This window comes from Paenibacillus sp. 01T424 (genome assembly GCF_056398745.1).
Genome location: NZ_JBFTPZ010000022.1, coordinates 1 through 22314 on the forward strand (window position 1 = coordinate 1; position 22314 = coordinate 22314).

Below are 22314 nucleotides of genomic sequence, written 5' to 3' on the forward strand. Positions count from 1 at the left end.
TTGTCTCGCTTGCGATTTAAACTTCATAGTAGAGCGTCCTCCTGGATGATGGAATTTTTAGGGCTATGACCCGTTGCGTACTTCCATCGTACCGAGGCGCTCGTTTTTATGCAAAGCGGAAATTTAACGCTCTACAGGAATGCTAACGGAGAACGTTAGTTAAACAAAAGTGAAGCAGTCCATAACTTTGAGCTCAGAGGCTGGTTAGCAACCGGCGGTGATTATGTGATAGTCGAGATTGATGATTATTTCGAGCATTCATTTCTTATCGGCAAGACATGTTCAATAAAGGAATTAAGTGATATGTACAGAGTAGCCAAAAACCTATGCACGAGCATGAGTGAGTTTACAGATGTTTTTTGCAGGCTTTTTCAATTTGAGCGGGTGCCTTCGTTATATCTGGAGAGCGTCAGATCTGAAATCGTAATTGATACCGATACTGATCACATTTATGCGCCAAGATATTAAGCTTACTGGGAACTAAAGCTTCATAATCACCAGGATGAGGCTGCCGGCATTAATCGGCATCCTCGTTGAGCTAACGTGCAGGATAGTTCAATGAAATCAGGATAAAATGGAAAACATGCATGCTATAATGTTGTAGGAAGTGAAATATAGTATGAACAAAAAATCATTACTTGAATGGGAAACTAGCCATAATGCAATAAATAGGACTGTCGAAGGCTTTTGGAGTTATTTTAGAAAATGGCGTCAAGAAGAGAAAGACGATTACCACGACACATTTCATGGAAAGTTGTATGAGGATTTTATTAGTGTACATGAACGATCAATGTACCTTAAATATACTTTTAACCTTGAAGAAGCAGTAATATTTTGTTCAGTAAATATTTTTTATTTAGAAGAACACATCGGTACTTATGATATTGAGTTTAATTTAGACGGAGAAATTGCTGATGAATATTTAGATTTTGACGATATTTTATTCAAAGATAGGGTGTTGAAAATGAAACATAACATGAGAATTGCCCGAAATGCCTTAAAACAAGGAATTGAAATTGGAACAGTATCCAATATTACTGGAATTGATTCAAATTATATTGAGATTTTGAAGGTGAAATATTGTTAAGCTAAGCGATCATTTGTTATACCCCAATGTTCATTTGACATCGTATACATCCTAGAAACAAGATGGATTTAAAATACTTACAGTCAAGCTGAGCGATTTCAGGAATCCCTCCTGAGATTCGCTCTTTTTTTTTCGCATTTTAAGTCCTAATAATTTAATAAACCTCTCGTCATAGACGAGAGGTTTTAATGATAATTACTATCTATTTATTCGCTATTAACTCGCAAAACCTGCCATAACATGCCAGCTCCCTGGAGCTGATAACGTATAACGGTATTCGCCAGCTGGTTGTCCAGTTGCTATTGTTAATAATGGTGTGGTTGTAGAACCCGGATAAGTCCATTCTTGAGGGTTCAACGTGATTTGTTTGGAAGCAACAAATGTGTTCCCGCGATAAACATTAATCGTCAAAGTATCACGGTATTTACCCGTGTTAACAATAACGCCATGTCCAAATTTAATGGTTCCGCTTGAGATTGTGACGTTCGGGCTAGTGTAACTAAACGCAGCGAATGCTGTTGCTGCAAAACTCAAAAGCATGACTAAAACAAGTGAGAGGGAAAATATACCTTTCTTCATCCTTACATCTCCTTTAATTAGAAATATTAGTGAATTATGTAAGAGGGCCTCTGCACCAAGAGTATAGACAAAGCTATAGAATAAGTAAAGGTGAAAATCATACTATATGTTCAGTTTGCAGATGATAGAATATTATCCCCGATCCGCGCCGTGCTGATATATTCCGGAAGCAGTTTGACTATCTGTTTCCAAAATAAGTAGGGAAATTGTCAGGTTATATTCAATTCTAGAGGAGCTTAGTGTTGATTTCCCTATATCTGATGGAACAAAAATGAATAGGATGATTGTAATATTCTTTGAGGAAGTCAGTAGCTCACAGATAGACACTTGAGTGGACGGGAAGCCACTGTTAACGAACAACTGCGCGCAGCCAACTCGATGCGACCTCAAGAGGTGCTGGCGTAGTGTGCGTCCTATGAATATCATTATATTTGATTAATAGCAATCAAATTTGCCGATACTAATGWTACCGGCTGCCTTCTATTGGATCAAGGGGGAGTGTGAGAGCGCTTCCTCGATCTAAGGTGTGTGGACAAAATAACAATGCTAAGAATACAAGATAGATTGTGACACAAGCCATGTAATGTCGGATGACAAGAATATGAGCCGATTAACTACCGCGTAAATCGCGGTTTTTTTGTTTTATCGGTACATATTCTTGGCAGTGTGCAATGTCAAGAATATGTACCGAATGCCGAAAAAGGCCAAGAATGTATACCGATTGCCGATGAACTATTTTATCAAGTGTTCTGCATATTTCACAATCAAACCAAAATCGACTACAAAGAGAAAATGGTAAAAAGGGACTTTTCATTTATTTAGTGCTTTTTGGAATTCGTTTATAATATCTTCAATTAGCATTAATTGAATTTTGTAACTATGTTCTGCAGGCCATTGAGCTTACGGGCAAGATAGTTTAAGAYCAAACGCGGTGAACCGTACCACAAATAAGGGCAAGTTTTTTTTGGTGAATTCCTTGCGGCGTATGGGTTTGAATATATGTGCGTAGGTCACATGCGAAGAAACGAGAGAAAGGTGCATCGGTTCATTTTTTTGATTTGTAAAAAGGTGTATATGAAAGTAAACAAAAATCTATTTCCAAGCATAAAATTGCCTCATAGAATTAGTCGTAAAGAGGCCGTTTGGAGCTTGGATAAAATGGACACTCGGATCAAGACCATGTACCAGACTTGTTAAAATCATTTAAACCTAAGAAATGGGGATGAAAGATGAAGCGAAGTCAGAGGTATCCAAGACGAAGTTCCTTGTTGTTATCATTTGTGTTAATCTTATCGATTGTTTTTTCTGTTCAACCATCAGTAGTGAAGGGAGAAGGGGATAGGTCGCCGAAGATTTCGCAGGGGCAGGAGGATCAACAGCCTTTACTTCAAGTTCCTAATCAGCAGGGACAACAAGAAAAGTCCGATCCTGATCTCGAGCAACAACCCCAGTCTAACTTAGAACAGCCGCTTGCCGCTGCTGCTGTAACAGGATATTTCCCACCAAATACCGCGGCATCTGGAAATGTGAAGAACATGGCCTTGCTTTATACTGGATATTACGGTGGACGAACGACATATGAGGGAAGAGAAATCGGCACGTATGACAAGAATACGCTTTTGCCCTATGTTGCGCACTACAACAGTAATAATGTGATGGATGACACCTTTTTCGATTCATTTCTATTTCTAGGAATCAACACATCTGACTATAGAGATTTTGGTGATACAGCGGACCCTGCCAAGTGGACCTATAAGGCGGATTGGGAATGGTATATAAACCGCATTTTCACCGCTAATCAACAACTCGATGCCCTCAACCAAGCAACCCAGCAAGTTGCAACCACACTAAACCTAACAAATTACAAATCCAAAGTATATATTATGATGCCTTATCCTAATAGTGAAATCACCAATTTCGGAGATGTCGATAACGACGGAATCAGCGAAAATCTGAATTCGACGCCTAGCAATATGACGAAGGTAACCAAATGGTATATCGACACCGTATTAAGCAGATGGAATCAAGCCCAATACAGCAACCTTGAATTAAAAGGCTTCTACTGGTTCCATGAAGATATTGATCCCGGCAATCCGGGTGAAGTAAATGCAATTAATAACTCTGGTAACTATCTTCATACGCTTGGTCTGAAACTTGCCTGGATTCCATACTTTGGTGCCGGACAAAGCAATAACTGGAATAATTATGCAATGGATTTTAGCATCCAGCAGCCCAATCACTATTTCGTTCCGGAGACTGATTATTCGAGAATGACGAATGTATCGACCCAAGCTCAAACATATAATAAGGGCATCGAAATGGAGTTTGACGAAAGAGCGATGTTCGACCCCGATTTTAAAAACCGATTCGATAATTACTTAAAGGCCGGCGTAGAATACGGATACATGACGGGAGCGGTCAAGGGTTGGTATCAAGATATTTTTGGGATATATAACTTGTATAAAAACAAGAATAACAACGGTGTAAACGGAGTTTATGACGGGAGACAGATGTATGAAGATATCTACAAATTTGTTAAAGGAACGTATACCATTCCAGTTAATCTTGCAAGCGGTAAATCGGCAGTAGCCTCTTCCAACCAAAGTTCTTCTCTATCCGCTGCTAAAGCTGTTGACAATTTGCCGGGTACACGGTGGTCAAGCCAACAGTATTCAAGTACAGAGTGGATTTACGTCGATCTCGGGCAAGCCTACAACATCAAACGCGTCAAACTTAACTGGGAGTATGCTTACGGCAAGAGCTACAAAATTCAAGTATCGAATGATGCGGTCAATTGGACCGATGTGTACTCGACAACGACAGGCAACGGAGGTGTAGACGATATAGGCTTTGTGCCTACAACGGCAAGATATGTGAGAATGCACGCAACAGAGAGGGGCACGAGCTATGGTTACTCTATTTATGAGTTTCAAGTATATGGAGACAGCGTCGGATCCGCTACTACAACAAATTTGGCGTTAAATAATACAGCTACGTCATCTTCCAATCAAGAGGCAGCTCTTTCTCCGAATAATGCGGTTGACGGTAACGTGGCGACAAGATGGGCCAGTCAGTTTGCAGACCCGCAATGGATTACGATCGACCTTGGGCAGGCTTATAACATAAATCGAGTTATATTGAATTGGGAGCTTGCCTATGGCAAAGGCTACAAGATTCAAGTATCGAATGACGGTGTCAACTGGATGGATGTGTATACGACAACGAATGGAGACGGGGGGATTGACGATATATTCTTTACTGCCGTAAATGCAAGGTATGTAAGAATGTACGGAACCCAGAGAGCTTACTCCTTCTATGGCTATTCCTTATATGAATTCCAGGTTTATGGCAAACCGAATCTAGTGTTAAACAAATCGGCAACATCTTCTTCCAACGAGACATCCACATTAACGGCCGATAAAGCGGTGGATGGTAATGTAACGACAAGATGGGCCAGCCTGTTTTCAAATCCGCAATGGATCTATGTAGACCTCGGACAGGAAACCCGCGTCAACAATGTCAAACTCAACTGGGAGTATGCTTATGCTAAGGGCTATAAGATTCAGGTGTCGAACGATGCAACCAACTGGACGGATATATACATGACAACGAATGGAGACGGTGGTATAGACGATAACTACTTTGAACCGGTAAATGCAAGGTATATAAGGATGCATGCGACAGATCGAGGCACAGGCCACTGGTATTCTCTTTATGAGTTCGAAGTTTATGGCAGCTGAACCATTAGCATAACGTAAAGCCTAATATGGGGTTCTCATCCCAAATAACAAAACAAGCCCATGCACGAAACTGAAGTGCACCCCTTTTAGTAGACATTGGAAAAACCCATATGGGAAACCGATGATACTTTAGGGGTGTATTTTTATGAGGAAAAGAGAGCAACCGAATAAATTGTATTCATATGAAGTAAGGAAAGAAGCCGTACGTTTACACGAAGAGGATAGATGGACGTACAAGCAAATTACAGAGAAGTATGGAATACAAGATAAAGATAGAGTTCGTAAATAGGTGTATAAATTTAGGAAAAAAGGAAAGTACGGATTATTGAATAACAGAGGCCGCCGCGAAGAATATAAAGATAAGGATCGTTACAACCAACAACTTCAACGGGAGAATACGGTTTTAAAAAAGTGCTTAGAAATCTGGAAACGGGAGGTGTGAAAGGCAAGTATGCAATTATCGAGGAGTTATCTGATGTTTACCCAGTGACCCTGCTATGTGAATTGCTTGATGTATGGAGAAGCGCGTACTATCGATATCTTAAGCGTAAGCAAGCAGACCCTGATGGTGAGACCAAGCAGTGGATCAAAGCGATTTATCTACAGCGTGAGCGAACGTACGGTTATAGGAGAATCCAAGGTAAGTTAAGTTCTTGTCATTTATGGAATCAATTCTTGTCATCCGACACGGTTGTAAATGAAAATTCAGTAGTTACTAGGTATTAAATCGATTTATATACATATGTACAAAATACGAGTTTTGTGAAGAAGTAGTAATGAAATTAACAGTAATGACTGATCCGTCTTTAACTTGCTGTTACTTCACTTACTCTTGCCTTCATTTTATGTATTTCATTATAATGATAAATTCCATACAACTTCCGCTCCAAATTAAACGGTTTGCTCTTGTGAATTAATACTAATAAAATCTAGAGTTTAATTTCATTAGTAATGCTACAATTCAGCTGTCGTAATTATCCTTAGAGTTAATTTTAGAGTTAATCCTTAAAGTTTATTTTGCTCATCATGAATTGTAATTCTAAACTCATGTAAAGTTTCCATTGTAAAATCTAATTTTTTCCATTTATTTCAATGTTCAATTTTTCAGTCATACCACAATGTTTTTCTATAATACTGCAGCTGCAATTTTCTTAAACGGATTGATCAATGAACTTGCATTGGATCATAAAAAAATCACCAATATGACGCATGTATTGGTAAATAATTTCCTCCTAACAACGAATAATTTTAACTTAATCATCGTTAACCTGCCTGTTAGTGCAACGAGGCTGCCGATCCGTACCGGCAGCCTCGTTCTAGTTGCTTATTGAGCTATAGTGTCGCGTTAGTTCAGCAGATTTTTATTTTTCACTAGATTGTCTGTTTCGTGAATCAGATCATGTAACAGGCTTAGAGCTTTCTCCAAACCGGCCTGCTCTTCTGTCACTAAGGTGAATATCTTGTTTATTCTATGGGAGTAATTGCTTGGGACCATGCTAAAAGTATCGACGATAGCAGCAGCTCCTTTTTCGTTCATCCAGTATGTTTCATTAAGTGCAAACAAAACCTGATTTAAACAAGAGACTGATCTAAAACAACATCCAGCAAAGTAAGATAAATCATTTTTATAGATACCTTTTTTCCCATTCTCTAAGGAGAAATTCGCTTCCCATAAAAATTTTTGAATTACTGCTTTTTGCAAAACGTGCGAGTATGGACTTGTTCTAGACTTCATTTCTCCAATAAGACCTGTTGGATCCCATAAAATCCTACACAACGCGATTTCAGCTAAATATATAGAATTGATAAATCCATGAGGATGTCCCGGTTGATAGTCGATTGTAAGATCCCCTCTGAGACAGTTGTCAATTACTTTTGACACTATATTAAGATCACGGTATATAAAATCGACCGGTTGTTGATGCACTTTCAGCCAACCACCACCATTTATCCATGGCCCCCAGCCACCGATTTCTGTTATTAAATTGACTCTATTATCATCATCCAAGGTGGAAGCTATCCGATCAAGGTGGGAAATGTCTAACCCATTCTTTAGGTTATAATAAATTCCAATATCAATATCTGAGTTGTGGTTTTCAGTCCCCCTAGCTCTTGAACCACCAAGAACCAGAGCCTGCACACCATCGATTTGCTTAAGACAATCAATAATTTTGGAAATAATACTTTGTACATCCATACCTCTCACTCCGTTCGAATATGTCTAAAGCTGCCCGTTATCTTAACGCCTATCAGTACATCTATACAAAAACCTTTATTTTGTGAAGATATACAAGGAGTTGCCGAGATAGCTCCCACATCGTTCGTATAAAACACCAGGGATTTCGCTGCCCTTGCTTAGCCTGGCATATGCCATTTTGACTTCTGACTCATCGTGATAGTTCAAAACAAGACTGCTGCTGCGGTTATACGTAACCGGCTCGAATGAATCGGAAATCATTAACGGTTCTCTCTTGTTGAATCTATGCCTAAAGGGCTTCAACACGTAATCTCGCGGTAAGAACCGAAACCCAACCGAAGGCAACAATTCCAGCGCTCCCCATAATAACGCCGATCCAAGTGCCGATACTTGAGCCTAAAATAATGAGCACTGGCGCAAGGATACAAGATGCAATACAATAGATACTCCAACCACGCTCGCCTTGTGTAGCAAACCGACGTGCAAAAACAATGCTTGCCGCAATTAGACAAATAAAAGCCGTAAAGAAAGCAACGGAATGGAGTGTTGCATGAACGCTCATCGATGTTGGCATTCCGGCAGAGGCACCTGGGGGAAAGCTGAGGCCAGGATCTGGGCGAAACAGACCTGCCAGAATCATGCCAATCCCATAGATTCCAATGAGCAACGAACCCCACTTGCCTCCCATACGCCCTCGCAGCAAACGGCGCACTCCAATCGCTGCACAAACAGCAAGCAATCCTGTCATGAAGAAATTTGCGCTTTGAATCCATCCCAAATCCCCCAACGTAAGGGTACTGATGGCGTGGCGCCTGATATCGAATCCTGTACGTGTAAACGATTGAATAATGGCTGCTATGTAGAATAGCGGTGTGGAAACAACCCCACCCATTAGAAGAAGACGAATCGTCCTCGTATCCTGCTTATTTGTAAACATAATAATCGTATTCCCCTCTCATTGTCCATTTTATAATCTTTTATTCAGTCGTAATTGCAATTGTTGACCGTGAAATGCTCTGACAACAAATTAGCCAACAGCACCTTTCCGGGGGATCTGTGATAGCTGAACGCGCCCGATACTAGAATGTTTGACGGCCCCCGGCCAACTCTATAATAGGCAATCTTGTACAGTCCTTTGAAGTTATTGTGTGCATCGTACGTCTCATTTTCAGTTATTACTGCTTTTATTTTAATATTCATCACTCCCTTCGCGGACGGATATTTGAGCCTCTATTCAGACGACGAACAGATTTTGGCAAACTCGACATACTCGCAAATTTTTTTTATGGCATCGTAAGCACCCGTATGTCTTCTTAGCAATCATTGCGCATGATATTACTGAATCAACCAATGTTTCGATCGCTGATCAGCATCTGAATGGTTAAAAGACGTCCCATCTCCACTTGCACAACGATGATGGAGACGTCTCTGGTTGAATAAATTCAGATGGCTTTATTGTTAATTGCCTATCTCGGGCTGGTAGATGTGAATCGTGACACCTGTGCTTAGTATTTTGGCGTCCATGAGGCGCATAGCAGCCTTCTCGATCCCTTCTCTGAACAGCCGTTGTCCGCGACCTAAGATCACAGGATGGATCCAGAGCCGGTATTCGTCAATGAGATGATGCTTCATCAGCGTTTGTGCAAGATCGCCGCTGCCTACGACCAGCAAGTCTCCGCTTAACTCCTGCTTGAGTTTCGCTGCTTCTTCTGCCGCGTCGCCATGGATGATTGTGGCATTCCACTCCGCATGGCTTAGGGTTCTCGAAGCCACGAACTTCGACATGCCGTTCATCCGATCGGCCAGCCCCCGCATGCCGATCGCTGACGGCCATGTTGCCGCGAAGCTCTCGTAAGTTTTACGCCCCAGAAGAAGTGCTTCAACCGCGTGGGCCTGCTCGACAATGAGTGCCAGGTGCTCCTCGCCAACATAGGACCGTTGCCAGCCCCCATACTCGAATTCATAGAGTTCGCCAGGCGCCTGCATGACGCCATCCAACGTAATGAATTGCTGCATGATGATTTTCCCCATTTTTATCCCTGTCCTTTCGTGTCGTGTAGTCGATTCCGACCGTTGCGTATCTCCCGGATGTCCTTCATCCAGGATCAGCTGAACTTCGCCGTTATAAAGACAACGAACGAGAGAATGGCAAATCGACATCCACGAGTTAGAAATAAATAGAACTTTGATACTCGTTTTGTTGAATGATCGTACCGTTTCAGGTTAAAGTAAGAAAAAACGCCAAGCCGGATTCAGGGCTTAGCGTATATTTTCGTYAATTACGCGGTAATTAATCGGCTCATATTCTTGTCATCTGAAAATATTAAAGTTCGTGATGTGTCACATTTCGTAAATCGTGATAATTACAAACAAAAGGAGCCTCAATGGCTCCTTTTGTTCTACGAACATTAAAAAATCCCCTTTTGGGGATTATCATAATCTTTTTCGGTCTTCAATACCTTGATATAAACGTTCAATACTGTAGCAAGATTAATTGTTGTGCTCTCGATCCTTTCAACTATTTATTCTTCTGCTTTGTAACTTGCTTACCGCCGATGATAAGCATGATAATACCAATTATTGCTAGAATACTCCGAACTAAGAATGGACGCAATGAAAACACAGTTTCACCTTGCCATTGCAATCCGAACAATGTTTCATTCAGCCCCACTATCGCCAATAATGGCTTAAAAAACAAACTCAGCGCTAATAATACTATCCCCCAAATCATTTTGCTATTCATTGATTCAAAACCTCTTTTTCAATTAAGATTATGGCACAATCACCAGTTGATAAGAGAATTGACTTAACATTTGGATGTTGTTCTATTTTAGCGACGATAGCTTCCCGCATAATGTTAACTTTGCACTCTTCCCAATCTTTACGGAGCGGTTTATATTTATCTCGGCCTAATCGGGCGGCATCCATTGGCGTACTTGCAAAACGTAATTCATCTTCATGAACGGTACCTACAAACTTTTGAGCTTGAAAATAGTGTTCCGATGTTGGCCAGTCTTTGTTTTGTAACGTAATTGAATGTTTCGAAAAATTTGAGAAACAACCATATGGCTTATTTATTTCATAAAAATTGATTACCTTCTTATCTGCATTTCTGCTTAAAAGATTCCGTTTATTTTCTTCAATATTCTTTAATAATTCTTTTGCGATTTTTGCAATCTCATCCAAGAAACTTCCCCCACTCTTCATTCGACTTATAAACGCTGTTAGTATTTTTCTATATTTATTCTAGATATGATTAAGCTATCCTGCTCGTTGGCTTAATAAAGTAACGTCAGTCTATTACTTTATTTTATTCTGACAATTGCTGCATACAGTCGTTCGTTTACCCCTGATTGCGGAGCGCGTATTTACTAAGTAAATCGTAGGATGCATGACAGGAATGTCATACTTTGCTGTTTCTTTTATAAGATTCGCTTCTACAGCCAGAAGTAGAGTATAGTAGGAGAAGTTAAAAATTTATTCCAGGAGGCTACAGCCATGTCACAGGAGATTTGGATTAACCTACCAGTCAAAGATGTTGAGAAGTCAACTGCCTTTTTCAATGAGATTGGATTCCATGCGGTGAGCGTTGGTAACGAGAGAGCCAAGCTTGCCATAGGCCAAACAACGATTCTGCTGTTCCCGGATGCGGCGTTTGAGAAATTTACCGGTTCAAAAACCGCAGATACTTCCCGTTGTGCAGAAGTAATATTTTCCATTGGTGCTGGAAGCAGAGAAGAAGTAGATGCCTTTATTCAAAAAGTAGAGTTTGCCGGAGGAAGCATCTTTGGYAAGCCGAGTGAAAATGACGGCTGGATGTACGGCGCAGGATTTGCCGACTTGGACGGTCACCGTTGGAATTTGCTGTACATGGATGAGAGCAAAATGCCGAAACGCTAATATGGAAACGCCGGTCACCTGCTAAAGGTCACCGGCGTTTACTCTTATTTCGGAAAGATTTTTCGATTTCCTCTAAAACTCTGGAGAAATTGCCCACCAATTTTCATCCAATAGAAACATTATTCCAAAATAATGACCGGCACCTTGCCCGAGAGTACCTTCAATTCATCAAGCAATTCTCCCAGTCGTTCAAAACCGTTCTACTCGTGCGCAATACTCTCAAATATCCCGTACGGTTCGTTCCTTCGTAGAAAAACCTGAACGACGCTGGCTCCTTTAGCCACATCTAATCCTACAACTGGCTCCATATAACACTCCCTAATTATAAAGTTGCCGTCACTCCCACGATTGTTCCAAACCCATAGCTTCGCTACTGATTTATTGAACTATTGTTTCCCATTAGATGTACAAACCAGGGTCCCTTTACGATTGGCTGTTAGAGTATAAAAGTTCATGAGCAACAATGTTGATAAGTTTACCAATCGGGTCGTGGACATACAATCTTCGAACACCCCAAAGCTCATCAACAGGCCCATATTTTATGTGAAATCCAGCTCTCTTCATGCCTTCTAATGCATGTTCGTGAGTTTATTTCCTATTGTAAAGTCTTCGAGAATGAGTCAATATAGTAGTCAATAAGTGGAAAAATACAGCAAAAAAATTATGGAGGTGAAGGATATCTATGAGGGATGCTGCAGAGGGACAACATGAGCACAGTGAGATGCTGCCGCTGTTTTCCACTACGGATAAAGGCGGACGAATGACTGCGCTGCTGCCGGGACGTGGCGTCGGACGCGCGACTCCGCTGCTGCCGTGGCTGTTCGCAGCTGCTGCACTGTGGGCGCTGACAGGCTCCCTGCCGTTTGGTGCCCTGCTCGGTCTTGCGCCAACACCGGCGATCAGTATGCTCCTCGGTCATCCGGTCACGGTGGGCGTCGCCGTAGTGTTGCTGTTCGTCGCAATCGGTGTGACTGGCGGAGTGTACTTGCGAGCGGTAGAACAGTTCGGACAGACCAGGGTCGCCGGCCTCTTCGTGTCGCTCGCGATTGCAGGAGGACTCGTCATAATCGCTGGAGTCTTCCTGATCTGGACGCTGATCAGCGATCCGTCGCGCCCCTTCAACCTCGAGGCCATCGGGACGTCACCGACGATCCCGCCAGAGCTTGGCGCTGTCATCGGAGCCGCCTTCGCCCTCTGGGCCACCATCGCGCTCTTACGGTTGCCCGGCTCGATCGCGCATGCCCGGCTACGTCAGAGTGACATTGAGCGCCTCCGAGTGGAGGGCTGCTCGTTCATCGGAACACTGACCACCGTGAGCTTCACGAACTGCTGGCTCTTCGATCTCCCGATATTCAAGGTCGAGGTAGGTTACATCGTCGACGGTACTCCTCGGGTCATCTCAGCGCACATGCGCACCAGTTCCGACCGTGTTCCCCTAGTAGGCTCTCGCATGCTCGTGCTGACAGACGATCGCGGAACTACCCACTTGGAGGTGGACCTGTCCAAAGGAACGACATTTGAGCCGGACGTGAGGAAGTACGCCGCACCGACCGACTGATGCTTGGATCGGTGTACTCTCCACAAGCTTCACTTCCGCCCAACTCCTGTGCTCATATCATGCAGCTTTCCAGCAAAACACGAGCACACTTGCTCGTCTTCGCTTTTTTGAAGGTTCAATTTCATTTTCAGGAGCGATTAAGAATTACTTTGTTTGATGGGATCATGGTGATACCTCCACCCGTTTAATATTCTCAACCTTTTTTATAGGGCGGGAATGATGACAACAGTATGTCATATTATTCAGTACTTTTTTGAAAATGACTTCGTTTAATCTTTTGATGACGACTGTACTTGACCAAACATGAACTTGATCATTTAAATAAAAAAAGCCGCGATTTTTGCGGCCTTTAATGAAATAGTACTTATGTCATCTTACAAAGCTGCTCAACATCTGAATTAAGTAGTTTATTACTTTTGGTTTAGTGTTTCTACTTCTTCCGAAAAAGCATCTTTGTATTGCTGATACAATCCGGTATCAAACTCGTAGTCTGCGTCATTAGGCTTTGGAGGATTATCTTGAAGTTTTTTATACAAAGTATCAATCTCGCCTGAAACCTTCGTCCATAATTGTTTCACTTCATCATATTTTGAATCTATTCCTTGGATATACTTATCGTATTCTGCTTTCTTTTCCATCGCCTTGCCGAGTTGCTGGATCATGAATTCCATATCTATGGTTTCTCCTGTTGCAGAAGTACCACTGTGGGCAAAGTGACCGATATTTACAAGACCATCGTTCCAAATATCTCTAGTGACGAAGTTGTTGATCTCCGCTAATTCTGACTCTACAGTAGGTTTTTCATCTGACTGAGACGAATTATCTAGTTGTATCCCCGCATCTTTGAAAGCCTGCTGTAATTGTTCTTGCAATTTCTCTTCTTCGGTTTTCTCTTTTCCGCAACCTGCAAATACTGCCATCGTGACTAAGCACAGAATGATGTATATGCTCTTTTTACCCCATTTGGACATTTAAGCCTCTCCCTTGTTTGCAATAATTTCCTACCTTTACTATTATCGGTTTTGTAGACGGGTTATTTAATACACAGAATAAAGTCACCCATCTAAGCTAATAACTTGTCTGCAATCTAGTTTGTAGCCTAAAGACAATAGATAATAATTACTTTGGATATAGGCGTTGATAAAAATAAAAACGAAAAGCACGCCAGAAATCAGGCATGCTTTTCGTTTTTTTCAATATGACTTTGAAGCGTAAGCCCTATATTACTTAGCAATCGTTATGTTACTCAACCTAGGCTTGGTCGCTCTTACTGTTTAGGTAATCTCCCCCCCTCTATTAATCATCCGTCAGGAATGGGACTATGTTCTTGTCACAAAACGGGATTGGGACGATGTTCTTGACACCAAGCAATGACAAGAACTTGCTCCCATAAATAGAAAAAGCCGCGATTTACGCGACTTAATCTTATCACTCACTTTCCCCCTAGCCCTTCTGCATGCGAAAAACATGGGCGATCGGAGCCTGCGCGTTCAATTCGCAATCCGGAAGCGTGATCGAGATACCTTCCGGCGTACGCTCAACCTGCAGCAAGGCGTCGCTTCCGACAAGCTCAATGCCGGAAACGGGCTCCTGATAAGGAATATGAACGACCTTGGAGACGGTTGCATCTGCGCTTTCATATAAGTAAGTACAATACACGGTATTTCCTTTCGTGGTGAATGCGCAGGCACCGGTATAATACGGCGCGCACACACGTGTACCGTATACCGCCTCGCCGTAAACCTCCATCCATGCGCCCAATTCCTTGATGCTTTTGATCGCCCCGGCCGGCAATCGTCCGTCGGGCTGAGGACCTACATTCAGCGCTAAATTGCCTCCTTTTGATACAATTTCCATCAGAATTCGAACGATCTCCCTCGCCGATTTATACTGATCATCGTATTTGAAGGCCCACTGTTTGCCGATCGTAATGCAGCTTTCCCACGGTACGTTCAGTGGTCGCTCCGGAATCGCTTGCTCCGGCGTCACATAATTCTCGTAAGGCCCTCCGACTGTACGGTCCGCGGACAGCAGCCAGGGCTGCGTTTGACGGGCTCGCTCGACGACCTCGCCCAAACGAATGTCCTGCTTAACCTCGTCACTCGCTTTGACCCAGCCCGCATCCAGCCACAATATATCGATCCGGCCATAACGGGTCATCAGCTCCATGATTTGCTCATGGGTAAAATCGACGAATTTCTCCCACAGCCACGGATATTCCTCGGGGGAGTACGATGGCCCTCTCCACGTATCGCGGCCCCTCTCCATTCCTGGCGCCCAGTAATACGGCATATGCCAATCCGCCTTCGAGAAATAAGCGGCGATCGCAAGCCCCTTGCTGCGGAAAGCGTCAAACACATGCTTGCAAACGTCGGCATAGCGGTGTGCATGAAACGGTGTTTCGGTGCCGGTAATCCGGTAATTCGTCGTATGTGTGTCCCACATGCAAAATCCGTCGTGATGCTTGGTCGTAAAGATCAAATATTTGAACCCGCCTTCGGCGGCGATTTCCGCCCATACCTCCGGTTGGAGGCGGAACGGATTGAACGTGCGGTTCAGGCCGAAATATTCGCGCTTCAACTCTTCGTAATCGCTCGTCCAGTCGACATCTTTACGCGCCCATTCACCGTCTTCATCGCTGAGAATCCAGGACTCGGCCTCGATCTGCGAATAAGGTCCCCAATGCATCATTAGGGCCAATTTCTGATCCTTAAACCATTCCAATCTTTCCAGAGTAATCGGATTTTCTGGTTTCATCCATTTCGTCTCGCTGCTGTATCCGTGGACGCCTTCATTCAATTCCGGAACTTCAGCTTGCTGAAGTTCTTTGATTTCCATATCGTTCACCTTGTTGCCTCCTTCTGTTCTCCGTGTCACTTCGAAGTGAAAATTTTACGTTTGTCTAAGACTTTCCTCAAATTCTTTTAACTCAATCACTCTATGTAGTTAAATTTGAAGAAACGCCTTAATCCATATGAAATACTTCCTCCATTGTCGTCCACCATTCTCCTTCCGAAGCGGAATCAACTGGTTCCTGACACGGATCTGTTAGTTTCCACCACGCTTGCGTGATCGGGTCAGCAGCCATATTAGCCATATCTTTCTCGAAGTCTTGTCCCGTGTATTCCAAGTAACTAAAGAGATTCCTATCTCGGTAGTATATAGAGTAATTTTGGACGTTACTTTCTTTTAACCGATTTAAGACTTCAGGCCATACTGCCGCGTGTAATGCTTTGTATTCGGCTAACCTATCCATTTTCACCTTAATGATCCATCCGTATCTTTTCATTGTCATCCCTCTTTGACTCAAATATAAAAGGTGGACAACGTATAGAGGTGGAATTGCTGCCAGTTGGTTTATCCATCTTCTTTTCTATACTAACAATTATCGGATACGATAATTATCAAAATACTGGAGAATGACCTCTGTTTAAGCACCCGGCATTTCTGGGAGGACATAAATCCATTTTTCACCATTGCGGGTTCAACGAATATATCACGAATTCAAGGAAAGTATTCTAGTATAATCGCATTATGCGTTGCACCCACAAGATGCTGGTGAATTTGCCCCATTTCTCCGACATGCGGAACAACTGGCAAATCATAGGCTGCCGCAAGAGCTGTTCCTCTACTTAGGATGTGCCCAAGGAAGTCCTATATTGGATTGTTCTATCGTCTCAACGAAGACTCCCTATATAGGACTTGAGGGTTAACATGTTTACTGTAAAACTCTATTGAGCAAAGCTGCTGCTTCGGCACGGGAAGAAATACCGCTCGGAACGAATTTGTTTGCATCGCGTCCATTAATAAAATGAAGTGCCGCCGCCGCTCTTACTGAATCAAGCGCCCAGGCAGCCACAGCGGATTCATCTGTGAAGAAAGAAGCCGTATTTCCGTTCAACTTGACGTCTTTCAAGATCACATACGCCCGCATCATCATGGTGACCATTTCTTCACGTTTGATTCTCGCATCGGGATCGAAAGTCGTTGTGCTTGTTCCTTTACTAATGCCTGCTTTGACAGCTATGGAAACAGCATCTTCGTACCAGGCGCCCTTCGCCACATCCGTAAATTTCGATTCGCCTACTGATGTCAGATGCAATGCTTTGACAAGCATAGCTGTAAATTCGGCCCGTGTGATGGAACGCTCTGGCTCGAACATTGCCGCACTAGTTCCGTCAATAATTTGCTTCGCCGCTAACTGTTCGATCGCATCGGCCGCCCAATGAGTGGACTTAACATCGGTAAATGATTTCTTGAATTCGAGCATCGCATATTTGCTAAAATGGTAAATATTAGCGACCCATTCTCCGTTAATAAATGTGCCTCGCACATATTCCAGCATACCATTGTCTGCCAAGTAGTAAATGCCAGTCAGTTTTGGATTTAAGGAAGGATCCACTTTGAATCGAATCGTCATCGGCTTATCGAAGCTGCTCAAGCTTGTCACTTTACCATCTTTCCCGACAATCGATAAGTTAAAATTGATCACTTTGCCGGAAAGTTTAATTTGTGCAAGTGTGGAAGATTGCCTTATCGCTAGAAGTTTGTTAGCATCGGATTCGGATAAGGGAGTCATGATCAACTCTATCTTACTGTTTTGTTTATCTTCTGCGGACAATTTATCTACCAACTGTTTAAGCAATTCAGCAGGTACTTCCAACGTGAATGGACCCATTTGAATGACTAATTGATTAGGTCCGAGCAGTTCGGCTGCATTAGCAGGAAGTACAATTTTCTCTTTATCTTTGGCTATGATTGTCACAACTCCGTTGGAAGCTGGAGAGGTAAGGTCTTCCGTTTTCACTATAAGTGTATGAGAATCGGTATTTCCATTGACTGTACCATTGCCACCACCAGTAGAAGGGTCTCCACCGCCAGTGTCCTTTGGCTTAAACGTAACATTGATCATATGGCCGGCAGTTACGTTGGTAAACGTATAGACGTTGTCGGTCACTGACACGGAGGTTCCGTTTACCCTCACCTTGTCGATTTCGTATCCATTGTTCGGATTGAATGTAAAGGTTTGATCAGCACCCTCATCGACTACAACAGCGCCGTTAGGACTAATCGTTCCGTTTTCCCCCGCACTCGCTGTGATCGTATGTGTCTGGTCACCGCCACCAGTATCCTTTGGCTTAAACGTAACATTGATCATATGGGCGGCAGTTACGTTGGTAACCGTATAGACGTTGGCGGTCACTGACACGTCGGTACCGTTTACCCAGACCTTGTCGATTTCGTATCCATTGTTCGGATTGAATGTAAAGCTTTGATCAGCACCCTCATCGACTACAACGGCGCCGTTCGGGCTGATCGTTCCGTTATCCCCTGCACTCGCTGTGATCGTATGTGTCTTAGCTCCAATCTCACCGTTTTCCCGAAGGTTATAGAGCTCAAGCTCATACAAAGCGTACATGCCCCACGTCGTATAGTTCGCATCATTGATTTGTATTCTCAGCTTCATTGCGTCCTTTATTGTAGGAATATTGGCAAAGGTGTACTCCATTACGTTGTCATCTACGCTGTTTTTCCATTGGATGGGTACGCCATTCGCTATGGTTTCAAAGTTTACTCCGTCTGTAGAAGCCTGAACATCAATATTGGAAATACCCTGGAGTAATCCAGAAGTTGTGGCCATGACGATGGTGTTAAAGGTTTGCGGCTGTTCCCAAGTAAGATTAATCTGATGCGGAAATTGATGATTGGCTCTTATACTCGCGAACATGGTTCCATAACTGCCGTCTACCATATTCGAAGCACCATAGCCGCTATTATCTTCCCTGGCAGCTGATGCTGTAATGTTAGAATAGCTTCTGGCAATATTGGTGCCGGGTTCATTCACATTGCCTTTCAAAATGTTCAACGTGTAGAGCATTGAAGTCGTCCCGTCGCTTGCGGTGGACTTGATATGAACCATGCTTTTACCGATTGGAATATCAATCGCCTGCGCCGTGTTATTGGCGACGGTCTTTCCGTTGATCTGCAGCGTACCCTCTTCATCCGAAAGCGTTGGCGTAATCGCGATGGTGTTTACATCAATAGGAATCATTACCGGGTAGGTCGTCGTGCTGTTGTCAAACGTAAAGGAAGGAACATTAGAGATTGTTAAATTTCTTAGCGTTCCATCTGCTATTGGACTAATCTCTCCGTTGTCTGGAAGGTTATAAAGCTCAAGCTCATATAAAGCGTATATGCCCCAATACGTATTGTTGGCGTCATTGACCCGTATTCTCAGCTTCAGCGCGTCATTAACCGTAGGGATATTGACATACGTGTATTCCATTTTGTTGTCGTCTGTGCTGCTATTCCATTGAATCGGTACCCTCTTCGCAATTGTTGTCCAATTCGTTCCATCCGAAGTAGCCTCAACGTCAATATCCGTTATACCCTGTAATAACCCTGATGGCGTGGCCATGACAATCGTATTAAAGGTCATCTGTTGATCCCAAGTAAGATTGATTTCATGTGGGAACGGATGGGTGTTAGTATACCCGCTAATACTAGCAAACATGGAACCGTAACTGCCGTCAACCATATTCGAAACGCCATATCCGCTGCTGTCTTCCCTGGCAGCTGTTGCTGTAATCGCTGAATAACTTCTCGCAATATTGGTGGTCGTTTGATTCACATTGCCTTTGAGAAAGTTCAAAGTATATAGTCTCGTGGTTTCCCCATCACTTGCGGTAGACCGAATATGGATCTTACTTTTACCTGTAGGAATGTTGAATGTAAGCCTCTTTCCGCTGCCAATACGTTGTCCGTTGACCTCCAGAGTTCCATTTGCATCCGAAAGCGTTGGCGTAATGGAGAATACGTTAACATCACTGGGAACGATAACTTGGTAATTAATATTGTCCTTATTAAAATGAAACGAAGGTGAGCTAGTCAGGTCCAAACTTTGTAGTGTTCCGTCATAGATCTGCTGTCCTTCATACATGCTCACTCGATAACCGTCAACGAATAGGCTTTTGTTCTCTAGGTTCACTACCTTGATCGTGTGCTTGCCTGCTGATAGATTATGATTGCTGTATACCGATATTGAATCGAGTTGAACCTTTTCATATAGATCAATAATGACCGGAGCGGAATCGTCGATGTATACGGCAATTTTACCGGAGTATTCATTTTTCTCTGCAATAAGATCGATTCCGGACCCTGTAAATGTATAGGTCAAATAATCTTCCGCTTTCAATGTGGCTTGCACACCGCCCATATAAGCGTATTTCCGGCTTTTTGCAAACCATTCACCGTTGAAGGTGATTTCGCCGGTCGCGTTATCGGTCATGTATGTCATAGGTACATCTTGCCCATCGTAGGGACTCGTTGGCACGGGAATTGCACCCACAGGTTCACTGGCAGCAGCTTTAACCAGATAATTATGAAGCATTCTGATATATTCAGGGTCAATGGTATATTTTCTCGGATCTGAAGGGCTAACAGCGCTGTCAGCTATACGCTCGGCAAGATCAGGATTGGTTTGTTTGAGTTTGTGCATCAGTTCGTAATCCTCTAGTCCGTCTCTTTGGGCTTCGTAGCGCAGCGAGCTCTTAACCGTCATATTATCATTATCCGGATATACGATCGTGGAATCGCCATAATGTGGGACATACCATACGTTCCATCCCCAATGCAAGTGCCCTTTAACATCGTCTTGACTAAGATTCCAGAATAACAGCCTGCCAGTCATAGTGGGCTGTGTCCAGAATCTGTTCAACCACGGAGCCGGATTGGCATCGCAAGTATACACCCACAAGTCTTTGCCGGCCGCTTGCTCCTTTTTATAAAAATCCTTATTGTATTGAAAAACCGGCGTTAACGGAACCCAAACATCCACATAGGGTTTAATGGCTTCGTTCATTAAAGTACCGCCCGCATCAGCGTCCAATGTTTTGAAATCTGGAACGATCTCTTTTACTTTTCTAGCTATATACGTCATATAGTTTGTAATGCTAGAACCGTTGGGTTCGTCCTTAGTATGTTGATACCAAGTGAAGCCATTATCGTTAAGCCAACCTTTTTCCTCTAAATGATCGTGCAATGCCGTCAAGTAGTTAGTAAGATAAGCGTCTGTTGCAGGTAGTGAATTGTTCTTAGGTATTGACGTTAACCACGGATCTTGGGGATTTTCTTTGTTTGGCCTTTCGCTTTGCGGCATTTGTTCTAATGCATGGATCAAGTGAATGTTCGCAAAATGAGTAATCCCTCTATCCATAAAGGTTTGAACATATCGATCAAACAAGGACCAGTCGATATCTTTAGGTATCCCGTCTTTAAAAGACGCCATTTTGGTACCATTTGCGTTTAATAACAAGTCTGTCCGAACCCAAATCATGTTCTGTCGATAGTCGCTCATGATTTTGGCGAAATTATCCATAAGCTCAAACCATTCATCGCTATATGTTTCCACTCCGTAATAGTACTGACCAACGTCATAACTATTCTGAGTTAAAGGATCATCAACATTCTCAGGCGGATTACCTCCAATCATAAAACCATTCGTCATCGACCACTGATAATTAACGAAATTAGCTTCAGAGGTTTGAGGGATTTCAACGTTAGCTACCTCAACGTCAATAGGTACTTGATAATCGCCCAAAGTCGTTTTCACTGTAACCATACCTTGATAAAAGCCAGGAGCAGCACCGGCTGGAACAAAATTCGTTATTAAAATGGGTTGAGTTGAATTTGCCGCCACATGTATAGATGGCTCGTTGGACAGCGGGTCGGGGATTGCTGATAAGGGATAGATTTGCTCGCCTACCAAATCCGGCCAATACTGATTGGGTTGCACTGTATCTTCAAGTTCGTATTCCGCAAAATGATAGCTTAAGTTGCTGTTTGAGATCGTATTGCCAGAAGATACAAGATTGGAAAATTCAACTCCAGTAATCTCAAAATCAGTAGTGCTTCTTACAGCAATTTGCTCATTTTCGTATTCGTTTCTGGCTGAAACAAGATCAATGCTGTTCCCAGGACTTGCGGGGATCGTGCTGGTCCTATATACGGCTTTCAATGCATTAACCACCCATACATCCAGCTGGCCGCTATCAGCATAGACATGAGCAGTATTGTTCTGATAAAAGAAGCTTGCTAGAATCATAAAACAAAGCATTTTATACGTTGTTCGCTTGAACATGGATCAACAATCCTCTCATTCTTTTTTTTAATTCAGAAACCATTTGTTGAAGCGCTTACAAAGGCGGTTGACAACGCCGTCTGTTCACAATTACATTGTATTATCATTTGAAAC

15 protein-coding genes are annotated in these 22314 nt (G+C 42.9%); 4 read left to right on the top strand and 11 right to left on the bottom strand.

Translation table 11 applies throughout. The features are described from left to right. The first annotated feature begins 619 nt into the window (after positions 1-619). Positions 620-1087 carry a hypothetical protein gene (locus AC1DPK_RS17340; RefSeq protein WP_477511120.1) on the top strand — a complete coding sequence of 156 codons (468 nt, stop codon included), beginning with the start codon at positions 620-622 and terminating at the stop codon, positions 1085-1087. Positions 1088-1303: 216 nt separating this feature from the next. Here the strand turns inward: AC1DPK_RS17340 and AC1DPK_RS17345 are convergent, their stop codons facing one another. Then, a complete protein-coding gene (locus AC1DPK_RS17345; protein ID WP_339209213.1) occupies positions 1304-1666 on the bottom strand; it encodes a hypothetical protein in 363 nt (120 codons plus the stop codon). Positions 1667-2895: 1229 nt separating this feature from the next. Here AC1DPK_RS17345 and AC1DPK_RS17350 point away from each other — a divergent pair. Then, a complete protein-coding gene (locus AC1DPK_RS17350) occupies positions 2896-5406 on the top strand; it encodes a discoidin domain-containing protein (protein ID WP_477511121.1) in 2511 nt (836 codons plus the stop codon). 1345 nt (positions 5407-6751) lie between these two features. Here the strand turns inward: AC1DPK_RS17350 and AC1DPK_RS17355 are convergent. The 6 genes from AC1DPK_RS17355 to AC1DPK_RS17380 form a co-directional block, all read right to left on the bottom strand. Next, a complete protein-coding gene (locus AC1DPK_RS17355) occupies positions 6752-7603 on the bottom strand; it encodes a nucleotidyltransferase domain-containing protein (protein WP_441883092.1) in 852 nt (283 codons plus the stop codon). 75 nt (positions 7604-7678) lie between these two features. After that, a complete protein-coding gene (locus AC1DPK_RS17360; protein ID WP_441883094.1) occupies positions 7679-7864 on the bottom strand; it encodes a hypothetical protein in 186 nt (61 codons plus the stop codon). 28 nt (positions 7865-7892) lie between these two features. Next, positions 7893-8540, bottom strand: a complete 648-nt coding sequence (locus tag AC1DPK_RS17365) for a DUF998 domain-containing protein (protein ID WP_441883096.1) — start codon at positions 8538-8540, stop codon at positions 7893-7895. A 521-nt stretch (positions 8541-9061) separates the two neighbouring features. Continuing rightward, a complete protein-coding gene (locus AC1DPK_RS17370; RefSeq protein WP_477511122.1) occupies positions 9062-9619 on the bottom strand; it encodes a dihydrofolate reductase family protein in 558 nt (185 codons plus the stop codon). Between the two features lie 502 nt (positions 9620-10121). Further along, on the bottom strand, positions 10122-10346 hold the full coding sequence (locus AC1DPK_RS17375) for a hypothetical protein (RefSeq protein WP_477511123.1): 225 nt from the start codon (positions 10344-10346) through the stop codon (positions 10122-10124). Next, positions 10343-10789: an NADAR family protein gene (locus AC1DPK_RS17380; protein WP_477511124.1), complete on the bottom strand. Its 447-nt coding sequence runs from the start codon at positions 10787-10789 to the stop codon at positions 10343-10345. The genes AC1DPK_RS17375 and AC1DPK_RS17380 overlap by 4 nt, the downstream gene beginning before the upstream one ends. Positions 10790-11101: 312 nt before the next feature. Here AC1DPK_RS17380 and AC1DPK_RS17385 point away from each other — a divergent pair, with 312 nt between their 5' ends. Together AC1DPK_RS17385 and AC1DPK_RS17390 are read left to right on the top strand one after the other, a co-directional pair. After that, on the top strand, positions 11102-11503 hold the full coding sequence (locus AC1DPK_RS17385) for a VOC family protein (RefSeq protein WP_441883104.1): 402 nt from the start codon (positions 11102-11104) through the stop codon (positions 11501-11503). A 682-nt stretch (positions 11504-12185) separates the two neighbouring features. After that, positions 12186-13061, top strand: a complete 876-nt coding sequence (locus AC1DPK_RS17390; RefSeq protein WP_477511125.1) for a hypothetical protein — start codon at positions 12186-12188, stop codon at positions 13059-13061. A gap of 410 nt (positions 13062-13471) precedes the next feature. Here AC1DPK_RS17390 and AC1DPK_RS17395 read toward each other — a convergent pair whose 3' ends face one another. From AC1DPK_RS17395 to AC1DPK_RS17410, 4 genes are all read right to left on the bottom strand, one after another. Continuing rightward, positions 13472-14032, bottom strand: a complete 561-nt coding sequence (locus AC1DPK_RS17395) for a hypothetical protein (protein WP_477511126.1) — start codon at positions 14030-14032, stop codon at positions 13472-13474. 472 nt (positions 14033-14504) lie between these two features. Continuing rightward, on the bottom strand, positions 14505-15899 hold the full coding sequence (locus tag AC1DPK_RS17400; RefSeq protein ID WP_477511181.1) for an alpha-L-fucosidase: 1395 nt from the start codon (positions 15897-15899) through the stop codon (positions 14505-14507). A gap of 127 nt (positions 15900-16026) precedes the next feature. Beyond that, entirely contained in the window at positions 16027-16350 is a 324-nt protein-coding gene (locus tag AC1DPK_RS17405) for an L-rhamnose mutarotase (protein ID WP_477511127.1), read from the bottom strand. 429 nt (positions 16351-16779) lie between these two features. Next, a complete protein-coding gene (locus tag AC1DPK_RS17410) occupies positions 16780-22200 on the bottom strand; it encodes a glycoside hydrolase domain-containing protein (RefSeq protein WP_477511128.1) in 5421 nt (1806 codons plus the stop codon). Between the last annotated feature and the right edge of the window lie 114 nt (positions 22201-22314).

What these genes read in the sequence shown, in the direction of transcription:
- AC1DPK_RS17395 (WP_477511126.1), bottom strand. Translation starts at nt 14,032, where the DNA reads ATGTCCAAATGGGGTAAAAAGAGCATATACATCATTCTGTGCTTAGTC.
- AC1DPK_RS17360 (WP_441883094.1), bottom strand. Translation starts at nt 7,864, where the DNA reads ATGATTTCCGATTCATTCGAGCCGGTTACGTATAACCGCAGCAGCAGT.
- AC1DPK_RS17340 (WP_477511120.1), top strand. Translation starts at nt 620, where the DNA reads ATGAACAAAAAATCATTACTTGAATGGGAAACTAGCCATAATGCAATA.
- AC1DPK_RS17350 (WP_477511121.1), top strand. Translation starts at nt 2,896, where the DNA reads ATGAAGCGAAGTCAGAGGTATCCAAGACGAAGTTCCTTGTTGTTATCA.
- AC1DPK_RS17365 (WP_441883096.1), bottom strand. Translation starts at nt 8,540, where the DNA reads ATGTTTACAAATAAGCAGGATACGAGGACGATTCGTCTTCTTCTAATG.
- AC1DPK_RS17355 (WP_441883092.1), bottom strand. Translation starts at nt 7,603, where the DNA reads ATGGATGTACAAAGTATTATTTCCAAAATTATTGATTGTCTTAAGCAA.
- AC1DPK_RS17405 (WP_477511127.1), bottom strand. Translation starts at nt 16,350, where the DNA reads ATGAAAAGATACGGATGGATCATTAAGGTGAAAATGGATAGGTTAGCC.
- AC1DPK_RS17370 (WP_477511122.1), bottom strand. Translation starts at nt 9,619, where the DNA reads ATGCAGCAATTCATTACGTTGGATGGCGTCATGCAGGCGCCTGGCGAA.
- AC1DPK_RS17400 (WP_477511181.1), bottom strand. Translation starts at nt 15,899, where the DNA reads ATGGAAATCAAAGAACTTCAGCAAGCTGAAGTTCCGGAATTGAATGAA.
- AC1DPK_RS17375 (WP_477511123.1), bottom strand. Translation starts at nt 10,346, where the DNA reads ATGAATAGCAAAATGATTTGGGGGATAGTATTATTAGCGCTGAGTTTG.
- AC1DPK_RS17390 (WP_477511125.1), top strand. Translation starts at nt 12,186, where the DNA reads ATGAGGGATGCTGCAGAGGGACAACATGAGCACAGTGAGATGCTGCCG.
- AC1DPK_RS17345 (WP_339209213.1), bottom strand. Translation starts at nt 1,666, where the DNA reads ATGAAGAAAGGTATATTTTCCCTCTCACTTGTTTTAGTCATGCTTTTG.
- AC1DPK_RS17410 (WP_477511128.1), bottom strand. Translation starts at nt 22,200, where the DNA reads ATGTTCAAGCGAACAACGTATAAAATGCTTTGTTTTATGATTCTAGCA.